The organism is Bradyrhizobium sp. ISRA436, from assembly GCF_029910015.1.
Taxonomy (GTDB): domain Bacteria; phylum Pseudomonadota; class Alphaproteobacteria; order Rhizobiales; family Xanthobacteraceae; genus Bradyrhizobium.
This window is the reverse complement of record NZ_CP094519.1, coordinates 2,214,265-2,232,759: the sequence shown is the minus strand read 5'-3', so window position 1 is coordinate 2,232,759 and position 18,495 is coordinate 2,214,265. Positions and strand designations below refer to the sequence as shown.

The following is an 18,495-nucleotide window of genomic DNA, read 5'->3' as shown; positions in this document are numbered from 1 at the left end:
ACGAAGAGTCAAATTGCTGAGGGTGACGCAAGATGGGCCATTCCCAGGCCGACAAGGCCAGGAGTCGCGAGCGAATACTGAACGAGGCCGCGACGCAGATCCGTGACAAGGGACTGGACGCAATCAGCATCGGCAGTCTGATGCAGAAGGTGAATCTCACCCACGGCGGTTTTTACGGGCACTTCGCTTCGCGCTCCGACCTGATCGCAGCGGCACTGGAACAAGCATTGGCCGCCGGTGAAGCCGCGGCGCGCGCATCACGCGATCCCGACAAGCAGGTCAGCCTGAGTTCGATGGCCCGGAGCTACCTGAGCCGCACACATCGCGACGCCCGCAAATCCGGCTGCGCGATTGCCGCATTGATCTCGGACGTCGGCCGCGCGGACGAAGAGTGCCGCGCAGTGATGGAGCCGCATATCGAGGCGTTCATCGCCAAGGTCGCACAGGCGCTCGGCGACGACGACGATACCCGCGCGATGATGGCCGTCAGTGCGATGGTCGGCGCGCTCGCAATCTCGCGGGTGATCACGGATCAGAAACGGTCCGATGCCGTCCTGCGCACGGTGCGCGACGGCGTCGTCGCCATGGCGTCGAACCAATGAACAGGCCCGCGACGCGGGCCGAGCCGATGGAGTGAGCAATGAATGATCGATCCATCCTCGAGCCGGCCGCCGTGCAGGGCAGCGTGCTGATTGCAGGCGTCGGTGCGTCGAACGGGCTCGGCGCCGCGATTGCGCGTCGCTTTGCCGCCGGCGGCTATCCCGTTGCAATCGCCGGCCGCAACGCCGAGAAGCTTGCCGCGACCGCGACCGAGCTCGCCGCAACCGGCGCGAAGGTCGCCCACGTGGTTGGCGACGCATCCACGGCGGCCGATGTTGCCCGCTTCGTCGAGGTGGCCGAGCAGCTCGCACCGCTCGCCATGGCCGTGCACAATGCCGGCTCCAACCGGCCCGCGCCGTTCCTCAAGGTCAGCGCACAACGCTTCGAGGAGCATTGGCGCGAGCACGCGCTCGGCGGTTTCCAGCTGGCACAGGCCGCGATCCCGGCGCTGCTGAAGCGCGGCGGCGGCACCTTGGTGTTCACCGGCGCAAGCGGCTCGCTGCGCGGCAAGGCCAACTACGCGCCGTTCGCCGCAGCCAAGGCTGCGCTCCGCGCGCTGGCGCAGAGCGTGGCACGCGAATTCGGCCCGCAGGGCATCCATGTCGGCCATGTCGTCGTGGATGGCGGCATCGAGGGGTATCGCTTGCTCAGCGTGCGGCCGCAGTTGAAGGAGGACCGCGGACCGGACGGGCTGCTCAACATCGCGGCCATCGCGGATGCGTATTGGGTGCTGCACCACCAGCATCGCAGCGCCTGGACGCTTGAGCTCGACCTGCGGCCATGGGCGGAGTCGTTCTGACGGCTGCCGGCGACGCCGATCTGGTCGTCCCGGACTGACGTAAGGTGGCCTGCCGACGGCCACGCGCCCGCGAGACGCGGAAACCCTGCGTTTCGCGGCACGGCCTTGTCCCGCTGCCAACAGCCATTAGTTGCTCTCCATCCCAACCGAAGCCGCTATCGCGCACGGACTTGCGGACACGTTGCCGCAGGCCGATCTCCCCACTCGTGCGCGGTTGGCGGCCCGTGGCGGATGCCCGCCACGCCGACAACTGGATTGACCGATGACCACCTCCCTCGAATTTGGGCTCGACACGTTCGGCGACGTCACCAAGGACGCGGCCGGCGCAGCGCTTCCGCATGCCCGGGTGATCCGCAACGTCGTCGACGAGGCTGTTCTCGCAGACGAGATCGGGATCGACTTTATCGGGCTCGGCGAGCACCACCGGGCCGACTTCGCGATCTCCTCCCCCGAAACCGTGTTGGCGGCGATCGCCGCCCGCACCAAAAACATCCGCCTCGGTTCGGCGGTGACCGTGCTGAGCTCGGACGACCCGATCCGCGTGTTCCAGCGGTTTGCCACCGTCGATGCGGTCTCGAACGGCCGCGCCGAGGTGATCCTCGGCCGCGGCTCCTTCACCGAGTCGTTCCCGCTGTTCGGCTTCGACCTGCGGCAATACAACGAGCTGTTCGAGGAGAAGCTCGACCTGTTCACCGAGCTCCTCAAGCAGGAGCCGGTGAGCTGGCAGGGCAAGCTGCGTCCGCCGCTCAATAACCAGTCGGTCTATCCGCCGGTCGAGCACGGCCGGCTGAAGACCTGGATCGGTGTCGGCGGCAGCCCCGAATCGGTGGTGCGCGCCGCGCATTACGATCTGCCGCTGATGCTCGCCATCATCGGCGGCGATCCCAAACGTTTTGCGCCCTATGTCGAGTTGCACCAGCGCGCCTACAGCCAGTTCGGCCGTGAGCCGAAGCCGATCGGCGTGCACTCGCCGGGCTATGTCGCGGAGACCGACGCCCAGGCCAGGGAGGAGCTGTGGCCCGACTACAAGGTCATGCGCGACCGAATCGGCAAGGAGCGCGGCTGGCCGCCGATGGGGCGTGACGAGTTCGTGCAGGAGGCCGAGCACGGATCGCTCTATGTCGGCGCGCCGGAAACCGTTGCGCGCAAGATCGCGGCAACCGTGAAGGCGCTCGGGCTGGCGCGCTTCCAGCTGAAATATTCGGCGGGGCCGCTGCCGCACGAGCAGCTGATGAAGAGCATCGAGCTGTATGGCCGCAAGGTGGTGCCGATGGTCCGCGACATGCTGGCGTCGTGACTCGTCGCCGGCATTGCCAAAAAAAAGCAAAACCCCCGACGGTTTCCCGCCGGGGGTTCCGTTAGATCCTGATCAGATCAACCGGTATTACCAGTTGCGCTGAGCACGGAGGAGCAGGAGCACAGTGTCCTGATCCTTCAGCTCATACAGAGCTGCTGGCTTGGCAACAGTAGCGTTGGGTGCCACGGCGACGCCGGTGTACTTCTGGTCGAGGTGAGTGTAGGTCACGTCGGCCGAGAAGGTCAGGTTCTTGACCGGGGTCCAGCGGGTGATCACACCAAGCTGCGCAATGTTGTAGTCGGGGTTGCAGTTGACGACGCCGGCACCGAGAGCCGTGCGGACTGTACCGCCGACACCGCCAACGCCGCAGAGCAGGGTCTTAGCCGTGTCGTTGTACATGACCTGCGCGTAAGCACCGTAGATAGCGGTGTTCCAGTAGGGATCCCAGTTGTGGGTGTAGGCACCACGGAAGCCCCAGGTCTTGACCGTCTGCTGCGAAATGCCGGGAGCGAAGACCGTGTCAGGCGCAAAGCCGATACCGACGCTCTGGTAGACGCCAGGGATGTTGGTGCCACCGTAGATCTGGTTCGCACCAGCCTGACCAGCGAGATCCTGGATGTTGTAACGGGTCGCACCGTCCGTGTAGACACCCTGCATGTTGATGGTGTCGCCAGGCCCGGTCGGGATGTTCTTGATCGACAAGGCCAACTGACCCGCCCAGCCCCACTTGTCGTCCGGATGACCGGTCAACTCGGTGCCGCCGTAGTAGGCAGCGTGGTTGTCATGCGCCGCGAACGACGCCTGGAACAGACCCCAAGCCTGATCGACCCGCAGCATCGCCACGAGATCCGGAGCGATCGTTCCGGCATAGTCGCTGGTGCCATATCCGAGGGCACCGGGAACGGCGAGGTTGTTCACACCAGCCTGATAGTACTGGGTCTGATCCTGAGCCGACAGAGACAGCGACACGCCGTTGCCGAACTGCGCGGTGTAGGTGAACTGGTTCACACCAGTGATCGTGCCGCCGCCGCCGACGAGACCGTCGAAGTTGTTGCCCGGATAGTTGGCCCAGGGAGCCGAGAACTGCGAGACGGCCTTACCGATCGTGAAGCCGGCGAACTGGATGAAGGCGTAGTAGACGCCGAGCGAACCGCCCGCGACAGCGTCACCCGAGTAGGTCGTCGTCCCATTACCGGCACCGGCGAAGCTGCCCGAGGTCCAAGTGAAGGTCGCATCGAAGAACGTGCGGAGCACGCCGTATTCGGTCGCGGTGCGCGTATCGATGTTCAGGTCTTCACGAGAGCGCCAGGTGTAGCCGTTGGTGAAGCGGTTGTTCGCGCTGGCCGGAAGACCCGTGTTGCCGGTGTCGCTCGAGTTGGTGTTCGCCAAGACGTCCACGCGCAGGTAGCCGCCCAGCTTGATACAGGTGTCGGTGCCCGGAATGTAGTAGAAGCCGGGACCATACAGGGAGCAAACCTTCACGTATTCAATGGCCTTGGCCTTGACGGGAAGGTCAGCCGCCTGAGCTCCGCCGACCGCGACCAGAGCCGCCGCCGAGCCGAGGATAAGGCTCTTAACCATCTTCATGTTAAACCTCCAAGTTGCTCTATCTCAGGGAAGGTTCCGGATCCGCCGGGTAGAACACCCTCAGGTTGGTTCCCTTGTCCCCTAAATCCCCGCTTGGCCATTTCGCGCCTTCGGACACACCCGCATGAACGCGAGGGACTTAAGCGAACCACCTAGAACGGGACGACCTCGGGATGCCCCCCTCCGTCGTAGTTCCATATGAGACAGAAGGCCCCCGATCACGCAACAAAAGACCGCTCGGTTTTGGGCCGGTTGCGGCTGTTTTCGGGCAATTGTTGCACAAATATCACGGGCTTTTGAACTGCGGCATCTTCTTAAGCCATTGATATAGAAAGAAAATATCTGAGATTGGATTGACCGGCGCAGATTTGGGCAACATGATGGGGAACGGTGTGCAAAACGCGTCGTCCGCCGGAAAGCGCGGACATTTTGCGCCCCACTGAGCCACGCTGATTCCGGTTTCCGGCCAGACTTTCGTACGGAAAGTGCCGATATCTGAGCGACATAGCGGCCGTCCGATACCGCCGACTCGTGCACCGAACGGTGCATAGCGACCGCTGAAGGCGCGGAACGATCCGCCACGCCAGAGGCGTTGCGCCAGGTCCGCTGGCATTGGCGGCACCGTTCCAGGCGGGCGATAGCCTGGACAAGCCCATGCAGCGGCGCCCGCCATCCTGGGACGTTTGGTTGATGGACCGGCGACGCGTCCAGCACGCGCGATCGATAGCTTTGTTCTTCGCAGATGATCGGCGATGGAAGATTCTCCGCTTCCGACCAGAAATTCGCCGGGCAAGAGCAGTCTGTGGCTGGGGCGGGAGGGATCGAACCTCCGAATGGCGGAATCAAAATCCGCTGCCTTACCGCTTGGCTACGCCCCAACGCGCCGATCGAGGGCAACGCCGGTCTATAGAGTGAGGGCGGCCATTTCAACAGGGCGCCGATCGAAATCGCGCCAAAGCCGCAGGATGATGTCCGCGCCACCAATATAATGGTGTGATACCGCGACGGCCGATGCCGCCCGCTTCCATCGCGCCGGACGGCGTCGAACAGTTGAGAGGCGCCGGGTTTCATGGGAAGACAATTCCCAAACGCCTCGTCGGGAGTAACGCCATGACCTACCGTGCGCCGATCAACGATATCCTGCTCTCGCTCAATCACGGTGCGGGGCTCGCTGCCGCCGTGAAGGCCGGCCACTACGGCGATTTCGACGGCGACATCACCGGCGCCGTCCTGGAGGAGGCCGGCAAGTTCGCATCCGATGTGCTGGCGCCGCTCAACCGCGTCGGCGACGAGCACGGCATCAAGCTCGACAACGGCAAGGTCGTGACCGCGCCCGGCTGGCCCGACGCCTATCAGCGCTGGACCGCCGCGGGCTGGAACGCGGTGTCGGGACCGGAAGCGTTCGGCGGCCAGGGCCTGCCGCTCGCGATCAACGCCGCCTGCACCGAGATCTGGAGCGCGTCGAACATCGCCTTCGGGCTCTGCCCGCTGCTCACTTTGTCCGCGATAGAGGCGCTCGACGCCCATGGCAGCGAGGAGCTGAAGAAGATCTATCTGGCGAAGATGATCAGCGGCGAATGGACCGGCACGATGCAGCTCACCGAGCCGAGCGCCGGCTCCGACGTCGGCGCGCTGCGCACCCGCGCCGAGCGCGCGGCAGACGGCACCTATCGCATCAAGGGCACCAAGATCTTCATCACCTATGGCGAGCACGACATGACCGACAACATCGTGCATTTCGTGCTTGCGCGATTGCCCGATGCGCCCGCCGGCACCAAGGGCATCTCGCTGTTCCTCGTGCCCAAATTCCTGGTCAACGCCGACGGCTCGCTCGGCGAACGCAACGACATCTACGCCTCCGGCGTCGAGCACAAGCTCGGCATCCACGCCTCGCCGACCTGCACCATGACCATGGGCGACAAGGGCGGCGCGATCGGCTACCTGATCGGCGAGGAAAACCAGGGCATGCGCTGCATGTTCACGATGATGAACCAGGCGCGGCTCGGTGTCGGCCTCGAGGGCGTCGGCATTGCCGACCGCGCCTACCAGCAGGCGCTGGCCTACGCGCAGGAGCGCCGCCAAGGCAAGGCTATCGGCAAGGCGGTCGGCCACAAGGGCGACGGGATGGATCCGATCATCGTGCATCCCGACATCAAGCGCATGCTGATGCAGATGCGCAGCATGACGGCGGCGGCCCGCTCGATCTGCTACGCCACTGCGGTCGCGCTCGACGTCGCCGTGCGCGCCAAGGACGCCAAGGTGCGCAGCGACGCCGCCGCGCGCGGCGCGCTGCTGACGCCGATTGCGAAGGCGTTCTCCACCGATATCGGCAACGAGGTCGCCTATCTCGGCGTCCAGATCCATGGCGGCATGGGCTTCATCGAGGAGACCGGCGCCGCGCAGCATTATCGCGACGCCCGCATCACCTCGATCTATGAGGGCACCAACGGCATCCAGTCGATCGACCTCGTCACCCGCAAGCTCGGCGCCAATGGTGGCGCCTCGGTGTGGGCGCTGCTCGATGAGCTCGCCGCTGTTATCAAGCAGGTCGAGGCCTCCAACGATCCGGCGTTCGGCACGACCGGCGCAAAGCTGCGCGACGCGCACGCCGCGCTCGAGCGCACGAGCAAATGGCTGCTCGAGCGTCTCGCGACCGCGCCGAACGATGCGCTCGCCGGCGCAACGCCGTACTTGCGGCTGTTCGGCGCCACCCTTGGCGGCTGCATGCTGGCCGGCGAAGCGCTGGCCGCGAAAGCCAACGGCGAGGCCGAGCCGCAACGCTACGTCGCGCTGGCGCGCTTCTTCGCCGAGAATGTCGCGGTGCAGGCGCCGTCGCTGGAGAAGACCGTCACCGACAGCGCCGACGCCGTGAATGGCGCGGACGCGGTGCTGGCGGGGTAGCCGATCGCTCGAACAGGGCGGCAAGTTCATTGTCGTGCCGCGGGATAGCTCCACATGCACCGCCGTCGTCCCGGCCTAGTGCGCGATTGCGCGCGGGGGCCGGGACCCATACGCCGCGGCCGGTGTTGTGAACGGGACTCATCTTTCCAGCATCGCGCAACAATAATCATTCGTGAGTATGGGTCCTGGCTTTCGCCAGGACGACAGCAAATATGTGGCGCGCGCCTGCACCAAACTGCGTCACTGCGAGGAGCTCGCGACAAAATTGCAAAGCAGTTTTGCGCTGAAGCGACGACTTGTCCGCCGAAGCCTCGGTGAAGGCGGAAGCAATCCATCGCTCCGCCCCGCCGTCATACCCCGCGCATGCGGGGTATCCAGTACGCTGCGGCCTCTCGGTTCAATCACTGCTGCCTCTGGAATACTGGATCGCCCGCTTTCGCGGGCGATGACAGTCGTGGAGATATGGCCTCGCGTTCTCGCGACATGATTTGTCCGAGCTTTTGCCGTTCGTTTCGCCCTCTCTTGAGCAGAGGGCGCAGGGAAAGCCGGGTGCCGATCGCACCCATGGGTCCCGCGTAGTAAAAAACGCGGGAGGTAGGACCACAGGTGAAACCGGAGCAATCCCGGCTTTCCCTGCGCGATGGGTTACGGCTTATACGTGCTCTCCCCGGCGAGACTGGGCTTTGTTGTCACCGTCTTTGCAAAAGTGCTGCCTTTGCAAAAGCGCTGCGCGCTTTGCAAGGAGACACCTGCCACTAAGGTTTGTACTCAATCAGATGTATAATTTTACGTGGAGATATGATTCAAGCTCTGCATTTGCGGGGCTTGGATCATGGCGGGCGAGTTTTGGTTGAATGATCGGCAGTGGGCAGCAATCGAGCCCTTGCTGCCGCAAAATCAGCCCGGCGCTCGTCGAGTCGATGATCGCCGCGTGATCAGTGGCATCATCCATGTGTTGAAGTCCGGCTGCCGCTGGCGCGATTGCCCGGCAGTGTTCGGCCCTTACACGACCGTCTACAATCGCTGGAACCGCTGGTCGCGGCGCGAGGTCTGGCGCAATCTGTTCGAAGCACTTCGGGGCCTGTCGCCCGATGACGACTTCCAGGCCATCGATTCCACGACCGCCAAGGCGCACCGTGCGGCGGCCGGTGGAAAAGGGGGGCGGAGGCTCAGGCCATCGGTCGTTCCCGCGGTGGCAGGACCACCAAGATCCACGCCGTCTGCGACAGTCTCGGACGCGCCATCGCGCTCGAAGTAACGCCAGGTCAGCGTGGTGACATCCGCGCGGCGCTGCCCCTGCTCAGCTCTCTGCCACCACCGCGTTGCTGTGCGGCCGACACGGCCTATGACGCGAACGAACTGCGGCAATTCCTCATCGAACGGGGAACAACCCCGGTCATCCCAAACAATCCCACCCGAAAACGCTTCCATCCGTTCGACCGCGCCGCATACAAGCGGCGCAACCTCGTCGAGCGCATGTTTTGCAGGCTCAAGGACTGGCGGCGCATTGCAACCCGCTATGACAAGCTCGCCAGAAACTTCCTCTCGGCCGTCAATCTTGCTGCCGCTATCATTTGGTGGACCTGATTGAGTCCGGACCTTAGCACTACTTTGGCAGAATGTGTTTGCGCGACTGCTTTTCAAGGATTTGCTTTCGGCAATATGGGCACTGCTGAGACGGCGGCCGAAGGATGAGATCGACGATGGCGTGACGTACGGCGGGCATGGTTGGTTGAGGCGGAGGCCCGTTGATTCTTTTTTTTCCGCCCCGCGTGTGCGAGGCGACGATGTTGCAGGAAGGCGTAGGCAATCATGGTCATCAGGGCGTGGCGATGAAGACCTTGCCATGATCGCCCTTCGAAGTGATCCAGTCCAAGCTCCTCCTTCAACTGCTGATGCGCCTGCTCACAAATCCACCGTGCCTTGATGGTTGCGGCCAGCGTGCGCAGATCCGTCGCCGCCGGGAGATTGGCGAGATAGTATTTCTTCTCCCCGGAGGCGCGTTGCTCGCCAATGAGCCAGGCCTCGTCGCCTGGGAGATGCTGCTGACCCTTGTCCCAAATCCGCTGCGGAGGGCCGTCGGCGGTGCGGACACGGACAGCAGCAAATCGGGCTGTCAGACGACCTTTCGTTCCGCTGCGCCAACTCACGGTTTTCCATTTGGCGCTGGCCAGCATTTGTTCTGCCGCAATCGATAAGACATCTGGTACGTGGTGCTTTCGTGGCTTCCCGCGGACTTTGGTAATCGGCCAAATGAGCTGTACATCAACCGGATACACCTTGAGATGCCGAGGGATGCCGACGGCCCAGGCCAGGCCGCGTTCTGTTAGCCCCTGTCGAAACGGTGCGCTAAGCCCGTATCCTGCATCCGCCAGCACGCATCCAAAGCGCACGTTGGCTGCCATCGCTCGGTCAACCTCGGCCAAAGCAATTTCCGGCTTGGATCGTGCCGTTCGGTGTTCGATCGGCACGCGAGCACGCTTCAAACGAGACACATTGCTCGTCCAGCTTTCGGGCAAAAAGAGACGCAGCGCGACCATTACTGGCACTTCGCCGCGCGCAAGGGTCAGCGACACCAGCGTTTGGCAATTTGCCGTTTTGCCAAGAGAGGACGCATATTGAGGCGCGACGCCAACCGAGCGTTCGCCCTTCTTCGGCATTGCGGTGTCGTCAATAACGAGCACCGCGTCCTTGCCGCCGACAAGCCGGTCGGCCTGATTTAACAGTTCAGATTCCAGCGGAGTCGCGTCCCAGACACCGTCGGCAATGAAATGGTGCAACTGATCGTAGTTGCCCGCGGCAAGGCGCTCCGCCATCGGCTGAACGCTTTTGCGGTCGCCGGGACCGATCAATCCCGCAACGTACAATGGACACATCCGCCGCCGGGTCCTATGACCCAACCGATCCAGGAACGGCTTCAGCCAGCGTTCGAGTTCGTCTTCCCACTCCGCCATGGTCAGCCCTCCGAGAGCCGACCACCCATGAATCATTGAAAAATCGATTCGGGAATCCTAAAAAACGCAGTAAAAGCGATAATCTGCCAAAGTAGTGTTAGGGCGTCAGGCCTGCACGACTTCGCCGTCCGCCTTGCGTGCGCTCGTCAGTCACGCGCTCGGCGTCCACCGCATCTCGACCCAACACTCGTGACGATCGCGAAGCGCCCCTCAAGCGGGTGAGACGGGCCATTCATACACTGAGTTGCATTTCTGTAAACCAGAAATATTTTCGCATGAGGGGCTTGCGCCGTCGGGCAAATCAGTGCCTGGGTGCAGCGCGGGGTATCCTCAGACCCGCCCGCTCCATTCATGATCCCCGGGCATTTCCAGCCCCAGTTCATTCGCCAGCTCGAGCGCTTCCTTGACGTCAGGCGTAAGCAGACCTTCCGTGAACGTTCGGACGATGGATAGCAGCAGCTCAGCCGCTCGTGCGTGTTTGCCGGAATGTCGCCATAGGCACGCCAGGCTAACAGCTGACCGCAATTCAAAGGACCGCGCGCTTTGCCTGCGCGCCAGTTCGATCGAGGCGAGGAACATTCGCTCTGCGGATTCGACGGACGATGATTTCGAGTAATTGAGCGTCATTTCGCCTTGCAGACGATAGATCTCGGCTTCGTAAAAATGCTCTCCCGTTCTTCTCCCGATCGCCGATGCGCTATCGAGTTCGTGCAAGGCAGCATCCGGCAAGCCGGCATTTGCGTAAGCCTTCGCGAGCAGGCTCCTGAACCAGCAACTGGCGAGCCAGGAACTCATGCCCTCGTAGCCGTCGATGCCGATTCGCATCTGATTCAATCCCTCATCGACATTGCCAAACTCGGTCATCGCCCATCCTCGCAGGATGGTTGTCTGATGCTTCCAATGCAGGAAGCCGTGTTCCGATGAGAGGGCTAGTGCCCTGTTGGCGCAATCGCGGGTCCCTTCGACATCGCGAAGATGCTGGCAAACGTAAGCGCCGAAGGTCAAAGCAAACGACAGCGTGAAGGGGTGGCGAAGGTCTTCAGCCTCCGAAATGGCCTGCTGGCTATACTGGCGCGCAGCGTCAGGACGGCCCAGAAACCACGACAGATACCCGAGGTACGAGAGCGAGACGATGCCAGGATGGATGCCATGCGTTGCCGTCAGGGCGCCGTGCAGCTCCGGACTGTACAGGTTCCTGAAACGCTGAAGATGATGTTCGGCGGCGACAAATCGCCCGCGATACAGCATGGTCATCGCAATCGCCCGATGCGCCTCGATCAGATATCCCGTCTGTTGCGTCGCGGACGATCTTTGGTTCAATGCCTCCCGCCTTGCGAACTTCAGGAGCTCCGCGCTCAGCTCATGCGCCCGTGCGAGATCGCCGCGGATAAAGTGGCACACCCAAAGTCCGCGCGTCGCCGCAAAGACCTTCGCCATGTTGTCAAGATGCCGGCCGAGTTCGAGCGCGCGCACATAGTTCTCCTCGACTTCCTGCACGGCGTATCCCTTCGCCGCGATCAGGGCGGTGCCCAGGGCGATGCGAAGCTCAAGCTCGGACTCGTTCCGGCCCTGCATGCCGGGCGAGGCTTGCAGAACCCCGAGCCCACGACGCAAATGACCGATCGCCTCCAAAGTCGCGCCTTTCATTGCGGCCTGCTTGCCGGCCTTGAGCCAGAAACTCGCAGCCGGCTCGCTTTGGCCGGACTCGGTCAGGTGGTAGGCGAGAAGCTCCGGTTCGCGCTCGGTCTTTTCCGGATATTTTTCAGCCAGCACACGTGCGATCTTGGCGTGCAGCGTCCTTCTTTCGCTGTGCAACAGGCTTTCATGCGCCGCATTCTGGATCATTACGTGCTTGAATGAGTACAGCGCCTCCGGCAGGAAGCCGAAGCGGACGATCAATCCGGCTGCCTCCAGATGGTTCAGGGCGGCTTCGATCTGGTCCGCCGGCGCGTCGGCAACCTCGCGAAGGACCTCATAAGAGAACTCGCGGCCGACGGTGGCGCCGATCTGCGCGATTTTCTTGAACGATCCCATCCGGTCGAGGCGGGCCATCAGGGAATCGTTCAGTGTCGCGGGAATAGCGAGCTGATGCCACGGACCGGACAAGACGTAGCGTCCATGTTGCTCAGTCAAGACGTCGGATTCGAGAACGGCCTTGGTCAGCTCTTCAAGGAAGAGCGGCACGCCATCGGTTTTGATAATGATGTCCTCAATCACCTCTCTGGGAAGCTCCTTGTCTCCCGCCACACGTTCGACCAATATCGTGCGGACCTGTCGACCGAGACGCATGAGGTTCGCCGTGATGGTGTGCGCGTGACCCTTCCAGCCCGGCTGAAACTCCGGACGACAGGTGATCACGACGAGGATCGACGTGTTGCGAACGTTCTCCACCAGGAGATCGAGCACCTCACGCGAGGTGGGATCGATCCAATGTGCGTCCTCAAAATCGATCAGGAGCGGTTGCTCGCGCGCTTGCGCGAGCAGATGGTTGACGAGCGTGGCAATGGTCGCATCCTTCAGCTGCTGCGGCGAGAGATCCAGGGCCGCGTAGCGGTCCCCGGTGGGAATTGAAAGCAACGCCGCAAGGATCGGCACCACTGTTTTCGCCTCGCCATTCGAGGCGGCGACACCGGCTTCAAGGCTGGTCAGCCACAGCGCAGACGCGTTTTCGCCGTCAAGGCCGAGCGCGAATTTGAGATGCTCGATGAAGGGATGAAAAGCGGTGCTGCTGTAATAGGGAGAGCACTGCAACGAAACCTGTCCGTGCTGATCGCTTGCGATCCGCTCCCGGAGCTCCTGAACGATCCTGGACTTTCCAATTCCCGGCTCGCCCGTCAGCAGCACGACCTGGCCCTCATGGGCTTTCGCCTGCTGCCAACGCGTGAGCAGCAACGCCACCTCTTCGGTGCGGTTGACCAGCGGCGTCAATCTGGAGCCCATGGCTGCGGCAAATCGCGTCTCCGCCCGGGAGGGCCGAACCACGAGCCAGGCCTGAGCCTTCGCGGATATTCCCTTCAGCGCGTGAAATCCGAGGTCCTGGTAGTCGAACTTTCCTCTCAGCAGGGATTGCGTCGAAGACGCTATGACGACGCCGTCTGGAGGCGCCAGGGCCTGCAGACGGGCAGCCAGATTTGGCGTCCCGCCGACGGCGGAATCGCGCTCCTCTGTGTCCTGTCCAACCAGATCTCCGACGACAACAAGGCCGGTCGCAATCCCGATGCGCACACTGGGCCGATGACTTGTAACTTTGCGGGCGTCACTCGCTCTCGCCGACGACAGGCTCCGCACAATTTCGAGCGCCGCGCGCACCGACCGCTCGGCGTCATCCTCATGCGCATTTGGATAGCCGAAATAGACCAGAATGCCGTCCCCGAGGTAGCGGGCCACGAAGCCTTCGTACCGCTTGACCACGCTGACGCACTTTTCCCTGAAGCTTGCGATCATATCGCGGACGTCTTCGGGATCGAACTGTTCGGACAGCGAGGTCGATCCGACCATGTCGCAGAACATCACGGTCAGCTGGCGCCGCTCGGCGCTCACCGCTACGCTTTCTGCGACGCTCCTATCGCCGGCCGGACCTTTTGCCGAACGGGTCAGGGAAGCGACCGCGCGCTGCAAGCGCTTGCGATCACCGAGCGGAAGCCCAAGTTCGACCAGATCCTGCTCGGTCAGATCGGGCAGGACGTCCAAACCGATACGATGCTGCGCAAAGAGCTCGCTGTACCGGCCGAGGTCAACGGTTTCGAGCCAGTGCTTGAGAGCAGCCTCCATATCCGCGCTTGGCTGTTTCTCCGGCATGGTGATCCCTCCGACGGCAGGCCATCGGCGACTATGGGCCTCGTTCGACGATGCCAGGGCTTGGTTTACCCCAGACTGGACGCGTTCACAAAGTGCGAAAACAATGACCCAAGCCGATCGAGGAGGCACTCTGCCCTCAGTCGCTCAAATATTCGAGATAGCGCGCGCGATTTCTTGCAAGCTCATCGAGCGAGCTGGATGATCGACTGCATCGATAACGAGTGCGCATGTCCAATTGTGGCCGATCGCGACGAGTCCAGCAGGCAAAGTTGTATTTGAGCAAGCGGAGTTATCCGACAGCCACTCTGTCTCAACGCCGCCAGCCGTCATCGGATCGTTTCAGAACCGCGAAACGAAAGTCCTACTGCTCAAACGGAGTACTTCCGCTTGTGGTCCTAGCCGAACTCGCTGGCACGAGCGCTTGACGCTTCCTGTTAGGCGAAAAACAGACATTCAGGCAGCCAATCCACGTTGGATTCGGAGCAGCAGCCCTCTGTGGCGGGACGAAGATCGGCTGTCGCCCGCGACGTCTGCTCTCCGACAGAACGTCGTGCGCCGGCTCCATCTGATTGATTAATTCGCCCGCGGAAGTAGGACGCGGTGTAGCTCGACAGTCATCACATGCGCTAATGCGTGTCAGTTTGGGGGAGGCCAAATCTTACAGTCCGACCGAAGGGCTGCGCGCAAGGTCATCGAAATCGCACGCCCGTTCGGGTGCACACTCAAGTGCATTGGCGCGAGTGGAGAAAGACCCACTCCCCGACCTGGTAGACCTATCACCAAGACGTCATACGCCTCGGTTGGCGGGCCGAGCGCATCGCATCACCAAGGATCAGCAGCGCCAGTGGACAATATCACCGCTTCGCAGGTGGGCCGCTCTTGTTGCCGGGCAGACCTTTAACTTTTGAAGAATCCTGCTGCTGGACATGCCGGTTGTGAGAGTTCGAGCCCACTGTACTCTGTCCCGGCGCCGGTCCATTCTTACTTCCCTGCGCACCATGGATCCCGGTTCCAGAATTCTGGGCGCTCGGAGAACTCGTCGCGCCAGCGTGGTTTTGGGCAGCTGCTTGTTGAGCCAACGTCGGGCCGGCTGTGATGACGCCAGCGATGAGCAGTGCGATCGTGGAGGTCCTCATCCGCATCCTCCTCAAGGTTGCCCCAGCACACACAACGCGCGCCGCGATCATCATTTCCTTCGAAGCGAAAGAAAATCGCTGGAGCATCCATGAGTCCGTGGGCTAAACACAGGTTAAGATGGTCCCTGTTCCGTTCTGTAAGGAACGATTGCCACCGTGCCAGTTTGGAAGAGAGCAGGCATGCCGGCTGATCTTGTTCAGACCTATCGCGCCTTCGCCTACAACAACGCGTGGGCCAACCACCGCCTTCTCACGGCGTGCGCCCGGCTCAGTCATACGGAGTTTGCCGCCGAACGGACCGGCTTCTTCCCAAGCCTGCAGCGAACGCTGAACCATATCTACGTCATCGACCTGTTCTATGTCGACGCGCTGGAAGGCGGATGGCTCGGGCCAAGGGCCTGGGCGAATGACGTGCCCTGCCCGTCCGTCGCAGAGCTCAAGCAGGCGCAACGCGCGATCGATGAGCGCCTGATCGCCGTCTGCAATGCGCTGACATCAGACCTGCTGAACGATGTCGTTCGGATCAATCGCGACACCACAATCCAGATCGAGCGGCGCGACCGCCTGCTGATGCATCTCTTCCAGCACGCGATCCATCATCGCGGCCAGGCCCACGCTATGCTCTCCGCAACGAGCGTCGAGCCGCCTCAGCTCGACGAGTTCTTTGCAGCCGGCGAAGCTCCGCTCAGAGCAGGCGAATTCGCCGAGCTGGGGTGGACCGAAGCCACCGTGTGGGGCGGCTGACCGCGCGGTTCGAAACGTCGCCGCACCAGCGGACGCCTGACGGGTTGCCCGACCGGGTTGATTTCTCCCAGGCTACCCCATGCGCGTCGGCTTAGGGAAGGTTAGCCTTGGCGCTCTGACTGAAGGGGAGTGCATGGACGATCGGCTCAAGGACCCGAAGTACTGGCGCGATCACGCCGAAAGAACCGCGTCAAGGCCAACCAATTTTCGCTTATAGGAGAGAGGTTGCGAATGCTCCGGATCGCGGAGGAATACGACAAGCTCGCCGATCGCGCGGCGGAGCAGCAAAGGATTTCAAACCTGATGGTCGGTCCGCCGCTGACCTCCCGCGAGCGATGATGGAACTCGCCCGCCGCGATGGCGCCGGGAGTCAGGAGCATTGCCGACCCACTGAAACCGTCATCGCATCCCGAAAGCACTTGCGTCGTGATGCCGGCAATCCGGTCAGACTGCGCCGCAGCTCACGCGGCCTCCGGCATTCCTCCGAGCAGCTTGTCGAGCGTGATCGGATAATCGCGCACGCGCACGCCGGTCGCGTTGTAGACCGCGTTGGCGACCGCGGCCGCCACGCCGCAGATGCCGAGCTCGGCGACGCCCTTGGCTTTCATCGGCGACGATATCGGATCGGTCTCGTCGAGGAAGATCATGTCCTGGTGCGGGATGTCGGCATGGACGGGCACCTCATAGGCGGCGAGGTCGTGATTGACGAAAAAGCCGTGACGCTTGTCGACCACCAGGTCCTCCATCAGCGCCGCACCGACGCCCATGGTCATCGCGCCGATCACCTGGCTGCGCGCCGCCTTCGGATTCAGGATGCGGCCTGCGGCGCATACCGCGAGCATCCGCCGCACACGCACCTCCGCCGTGTCGCTGTCGACACCGACCTCGACGAAATGCGCGCCGAAGGTCGACTGCTGGTAAGTCTTGGCGAGGTCGCCGTACTCGATGGCGTCCTCCGCCGTGATGCCGCCGTTGCCGGCGGCCTGCGCCAGCGGCACGCTGCGATTGCCGGCGCGGACAACGCCGTCGGCAAAAACCGCCTCGGCGGAGTTGTAGCCGAGCTTCTGCGCGATGTTGTCGCGCAGCTTGACGCAGGCGGCGTAAACGCCGGACGTCGAATTGTTGCCGCCCCACTGCCCGCCGGAGCCGCATGACACCGGAAAATCGGAATCGCCGAGCCGGACCACCACCTTGTCCAACGGCACGCCCATCATCTCGGCCGCGGTCTGCCCGATGATGGTGTAGGAGCCGGTGCCGATATCGGTCATATCGGTCTCGACCGTCACCCTGCCGTCCTGATCGAGCCGCACGCGCGCCGCAGATTTGGTCAGGAGATTGTTGCGGAAGGCAGCGGCAACGCCGATGCCGACCAGCCAGCGTCCATCACGGATCTTCGCGGGCTGCGGGTCGCGCCGGCTCCAGCCGAACCGGGCGGCTCCCTCGCGCAGGCATTCGACGAGCTGGCGCTGCGAGAACGGCCGCTCCGGATGCTCCGGATCGACCTGGGTGTCGTTCTTGATGCGCAGCTCGATCGGATCCATGCCGAGCTTCTCGGCGAGTTCGTCGATTGCGATCTCGAGCGCCATCATGCCGGAGGCCTCGCCGGGCGCGCGCATCGCGTTGCCTTCGGCGAGATCGAGCTCGGCGAGCCGCATCGCGGTCATCCGGTCGGCGCCGGCATAGAGCAGCCGCGTCTGATTGACCGCCACCTCCGGCTCCCCATCCTTCACGTTGCCCGACCAGCTCTCGTGTCCGATCGCGCTGATTTTGCCGTCGCGGTCGGCGCCGATGCGGATGCGCTGGATCGTCGCCGGCCGGTGCGTGGTGTTGTTGAACATCAGCGGACGTTGCAGCGCCACCTTGACGGGACGGCCGGCGGCGCGGGCGCCGAGCGCGGCGAGCAGCACGTCGGCGCGCAGGAACAGCTTGCCGCCGAAGCCGCCGCCGATATAGGGCGAGATTAGCCGGACATTCTCCTTCGGGAGACCGAGCGTCTTCGCCATGTCGGTCGCGCCCCAGGCGATCATCTGGTTGGAGGTCCAGACCGTCAGCTTGTCGCCCTGCCACGCCGCGATCGAGGCGTGCGGCTCCATCATCGCATGGCCCTGATCGGGTGTGGTGTAGGTCGCATCGAGCTGGACCGGGGCCGCGGCGAACGCCGCCGCAAAGTCGCCCACTGCGGTGTCGGCCGGGCCGCCGATCTTGGGCTTGGGGATGAAGGCCTTGTCCCTTGACGCCGCGAGATCAAACCGGCCGTCGCCCGGCGCGTAATCGACCCGGACCAGCTGCGCGGCGGCGCGCGCCTGCTCGAAGGTCTCGGCAACGACCACGGCAATGGCTTGATGGTAATGCGCGATGTCAGGGCCGCCGAGCAGCGGCGCCGCATTGCGCTCGCCCTTGCCAAGCTTGCCGGCGTTCTCAGCGGTGACGATGGCGAGCACGCCCGGCGCCGCCTTGGCAGCGGCGAGATCGATCGCCTTGATCCGCCCCTTGCCGATCGCCGATCCCACCACGTAGCCATAGGCCTGGTTGGTCGCGACGTCATGCCGCTCATAGGCATAGGGCGCAGTACCCGTCGTCTTCAACGGCCCCTCGATCCGGCTGGTCGGCTGGCCGACCACCTTGAGCTGGTCGATCGGATTGAAGGTGGCGGGATGTTCGAATCGCATGCTCTAACCC

13 protein-coding genes and 1 tRNA gene are annotated in these 18,495 nt (G+C 63.1%); 7 read left to right on the top strand and 7 right to left on the bottom strand.

The genetic code is table 11. From position 1 onward, the window contains the following. Positions 1 to 32 precede the first annotated feature (32 nt). The 3 genes from MTX23_RS10560 to MTX23_RS10550 all read left to right on the top strand — a co-directional run bounded on the left by MTX23_RS10560 (position 33) and on the right by MTX23_RS10550 (position 2,696). Positions 33 to 602 (top strand): TetR/AcrR family transcriptional regulator, encoded by a 570-nt coding sequence (locus tag MTX23_RS10560; protein ID WP_280976568.1) that lies wholly within the window; start codon positions 33 to 35, stop codon positions 600 to 602. Between the two features lie 38 nt (positions 603 to 640). Next, complete coding sequence (locus MTX23_RS10555) at positions 641 to 1,399, top strand: SDR family NAD(P)-dependent oxidoreductase (protein WP_280976567.1); 759 nt, start codon at positions 641 to 643, stop codon at positions 1,397 to 1,399. Positions 1,400 to 1,661: 262 nt separating this feature from the next. After that, positions 1,662 to 2,696 carry an LLM class flavin-dependent oxidoreductase gene (locus MTX23_RS10550; protein WP_280976566.1) on the top strand — a complete coding sequence of 345 codons (1,035 nt, stop codon included), beginning with the start codon at positions 1,662 to 1,664 and terminating at the stop codon, positions 2,694 to 2,696. 87 nt (positions 2,697 to 2,783) lie between these two features. Here MTX23_RS10550 and MTX23_RS10545 read toward each other — a convergent pair whose 3' ends face one another. From MTX23_RS10545 to MTX23_RS10535, 3 genes are all read right to left on the bottom strand, one after another. Continuing rightward, positions 2,784 to 4,283, bottom strand: a complete 1,500-nt coding sequence (locus tag MTX23_RS10545; protein ID WP_280976565.1) for a porin — start codon at positions 4,281 to 4,283, stop codon at positions 2,784 to 2,786. A 286-nt stretch (positions 4,284 to 4,569) separates the two neighbouring features. Continuing rightward, positions 4,570 to 4,896, bottom strand: a complete 327-nt coding sequence (locus tag MTX23_RS10540; protein WP_280976564.1) for a hypothetical protein — start codon at positions 4,894 to 4,896, stop codon at positions 4,570 to 4,572. Between the two features lie 190 nt (positions 4,897 to 5,086). Then, positions 5,087 to 5,161 (bottom strand) — tRNA-Gln (locus MTX23_RS10535). A 232-nt stretch (positions 5,162 to 5,393) separates the two neighbouring features. Here MTX23_RS10535 and MTX23_RS10530 point away from each other — a divergent pair. Together MTX23_RS10530 and MTX23_RS10525 are read left to right on the top strand one after the other, a co-directional pair. Continuing rightward, entirely contained in the window at positions 5,394 to 7,184 is a 1,791-nt protein-coding gene (locus MTX23_RS10530) for an acyl-CoA dehydrogenase (protein WP_280976563.1), read from the top strand. Positions 7,185 to 8,016: 832 nt separating this feature from the next. Further along, positions 8,017 to 8,771 (top strand): IS5 family transposase gene (locus MTX23_RS10525; RefSeq protein WP_280972604.1). Its coding sequence is split into 2 segments (ribosomal slippage): positions 8,017 to 8,350 and positions 8,350 to 8,771, totalling 756 coding nucleotides; the frame shifts between segments, so codons are not numbered across the junction. Positions 8,772 to 8,824: 53 nt separating this feature from the next. On the opposite strand, the gene MTX23_RS10520 is transcribed toward MTX23_RS10525, so the two are convergent. From MTX23_RS10520 to MTX23_RS10510, 3 genes are all read right to left on the bottom strand, one after another. After that, complete coding sequence (locus MTX23_RS10520) at positions 8,825 to 10,174, bottom strand: IS701 family transposase (protein ID WP_280972939.1); 1,350 nt, start codon at positions 10,172 to 10,174, stop codon at positions 8,825 to 8,827. A gap of 294 nt (positions 10,175 to 10,468) precedes the next feature. Beyond that, positions 10,469 to 13,909 carry an AAA family ATPase gene (locus MTX23_RS10515; RefSeq protein ID WP_280978036.1) on the bottom strand — a complete coding sequence of 1,147 codons (3,441 nt, stop codon included), beginning with the start codon at positions 13,907 to 13,909 and terminating at the stop codon, positions 10,469 to 10,471. 881 nt (positions 13,910 to 14,790) lie between these two features. Continuing rightward, positions 14,791 to 15,072, bottom strand: a complete 282-nt coding sequence (locus MTX23_RS10510) for a hypothetical protein (RefSeq protein WP_280978035.1) — start codon at positions 15,070 to 15,072, stop codon at positions 14,791 to 14,793. Between MTX23_RS10510 and MTX23_RS10505 the strand changes: the two genes are divergently transcribed. After that, the gene (locus MTX23_RS10505; protein WP_280978371.1) at positions 15,044 to 15,178 is read left to right on the top strand and encodes a hypothetical protein; all 135 of its coding nucleotides are present in this window, start codon (positions 15,044 to 15,046) and stop codon (positions 15,176 to 15,178) included. The two genes, MTX23_RS10510 and MTX23_RS10505, sit on opposite strands and share 29 nt — an antisense overlap. A 74-nt stretch (positions 15,179 to 15,252) precedes the next feature. Then, the gene (locus tag MTX23_RS10500) at positions 15,253 to 15,816 is read left to right on the top strand and encodes a DinB family protein (RefSeq protein ID WP_280976562.1); all 564 of its coding nucleotides are present in this window, start codon (positions 15,253 to 15,255) and stop codon (positions 15,814 to 15,816) included. A 461-nt stretch (positions 15,817 to 16,277) separates the two neighbouring features. Here the strand turns inward: MTX23_RS10500 and paoC are convergent, their stop codons facing one another. Next, complete coding sequence (paoC, locus tag MTX23_RS10495; protein WP_280976561.1) at positions 16,278 to 18,485, bottom strand: aldehyde oxidoreductase molybdenum-binding subunit PaoC; 2,208 nt, start codon at positions 18,483 to 18,485, stop codon at positions 16,278 to 16,280. Positions 18,486 to 18,495: the final 10 nt, after the last annotated feature.

Bases quoted from the DNA above. Each gene is read 5' to 3' on its own strand.
- MTX23_RS10560 (WP_280976568.1), top strand. From the start codon at position 33: ATGGGCCATTCCCAGGCCGACAAGGCCAGGAGTCGCGAGCGAATACTG.
- MTX23_RS10555 (WP_280976567.1), top strand. From the start codon at position 641: ATGAATGATCGATCCATCCTCGAGCCGGCCGCCGTGCAGGGCAGCGTG.
- MTX23_RS10550 (WP_280976566.1), top strand. From the start codon at position 1,662: ATGACCACCTCCCTCGAATTTGGGCTCGACACGTTCGGCGACGTCACC.
- MTX23_RS10545 (WP_280976565.1), bottom strand. From the start codon at position 4,283: ATGAAGATGGTTAAGAGCCTTATCCTCGGCTCGGCGGCGGCTCTGGTC.
- MTX23_RS10540 (WP_280976564.1), bottom strand. From the start codon at position 4,896: ATGCCAGCGGACCTGGCGCAACGCCTCTGGCGTGGCGGATCGTTCCGC.
- MTX23_RS10530 (WP_280976563.1), top strand. From the start codon at position 5,394: ATGACCTACCGTGCGCCGATCAACGATATCCTGCTCTCGCTCAATCAC.
- MTX23_RS10520 (WP_280972939.1), bottom strand. From the start codon at position 10,174: ATGATTCATGGGTGGTCGGCTCTCGGAGGGCTGACCATGGCGGAGTGG.
- MTX23_RS10515 (WP_280978036.1), bottom strand. From the start codon at position 13,909: ATGGAGGCTGCTCTCAAGCACTGGCTCGAAACCGTTGACCTCGGCCGG.
- MTX23_RS10505 (WP_280978371.1), top strand. From the start codon at position 15,044: ATGAGCAGTGCGATCGTGGAGGTCCTCATCCGCATCCTCCTCAAGGTT.
- MTX23_RS10510 (WP_280978035.1), bottom strand. From the start codon at position 15,072: ATGAGGACCTCCACGATCGCACTGCTCATCGCTGGCGTCATCACAGCC.
- MTX23_RS10500 (WP_280976562.1), top strand. From the start codon at position 15,253: ATGCCGGCTGATCTTGTTCAGACCTATCGCGCCTTCGCCTACAACAAC.
- paoC (WP_280976561.1), bottom strand. From the start codon at position 18,485: ATGCGATTCGAACATCCCGCCACCTTCAATCCGATCGACCAGCTCAAG.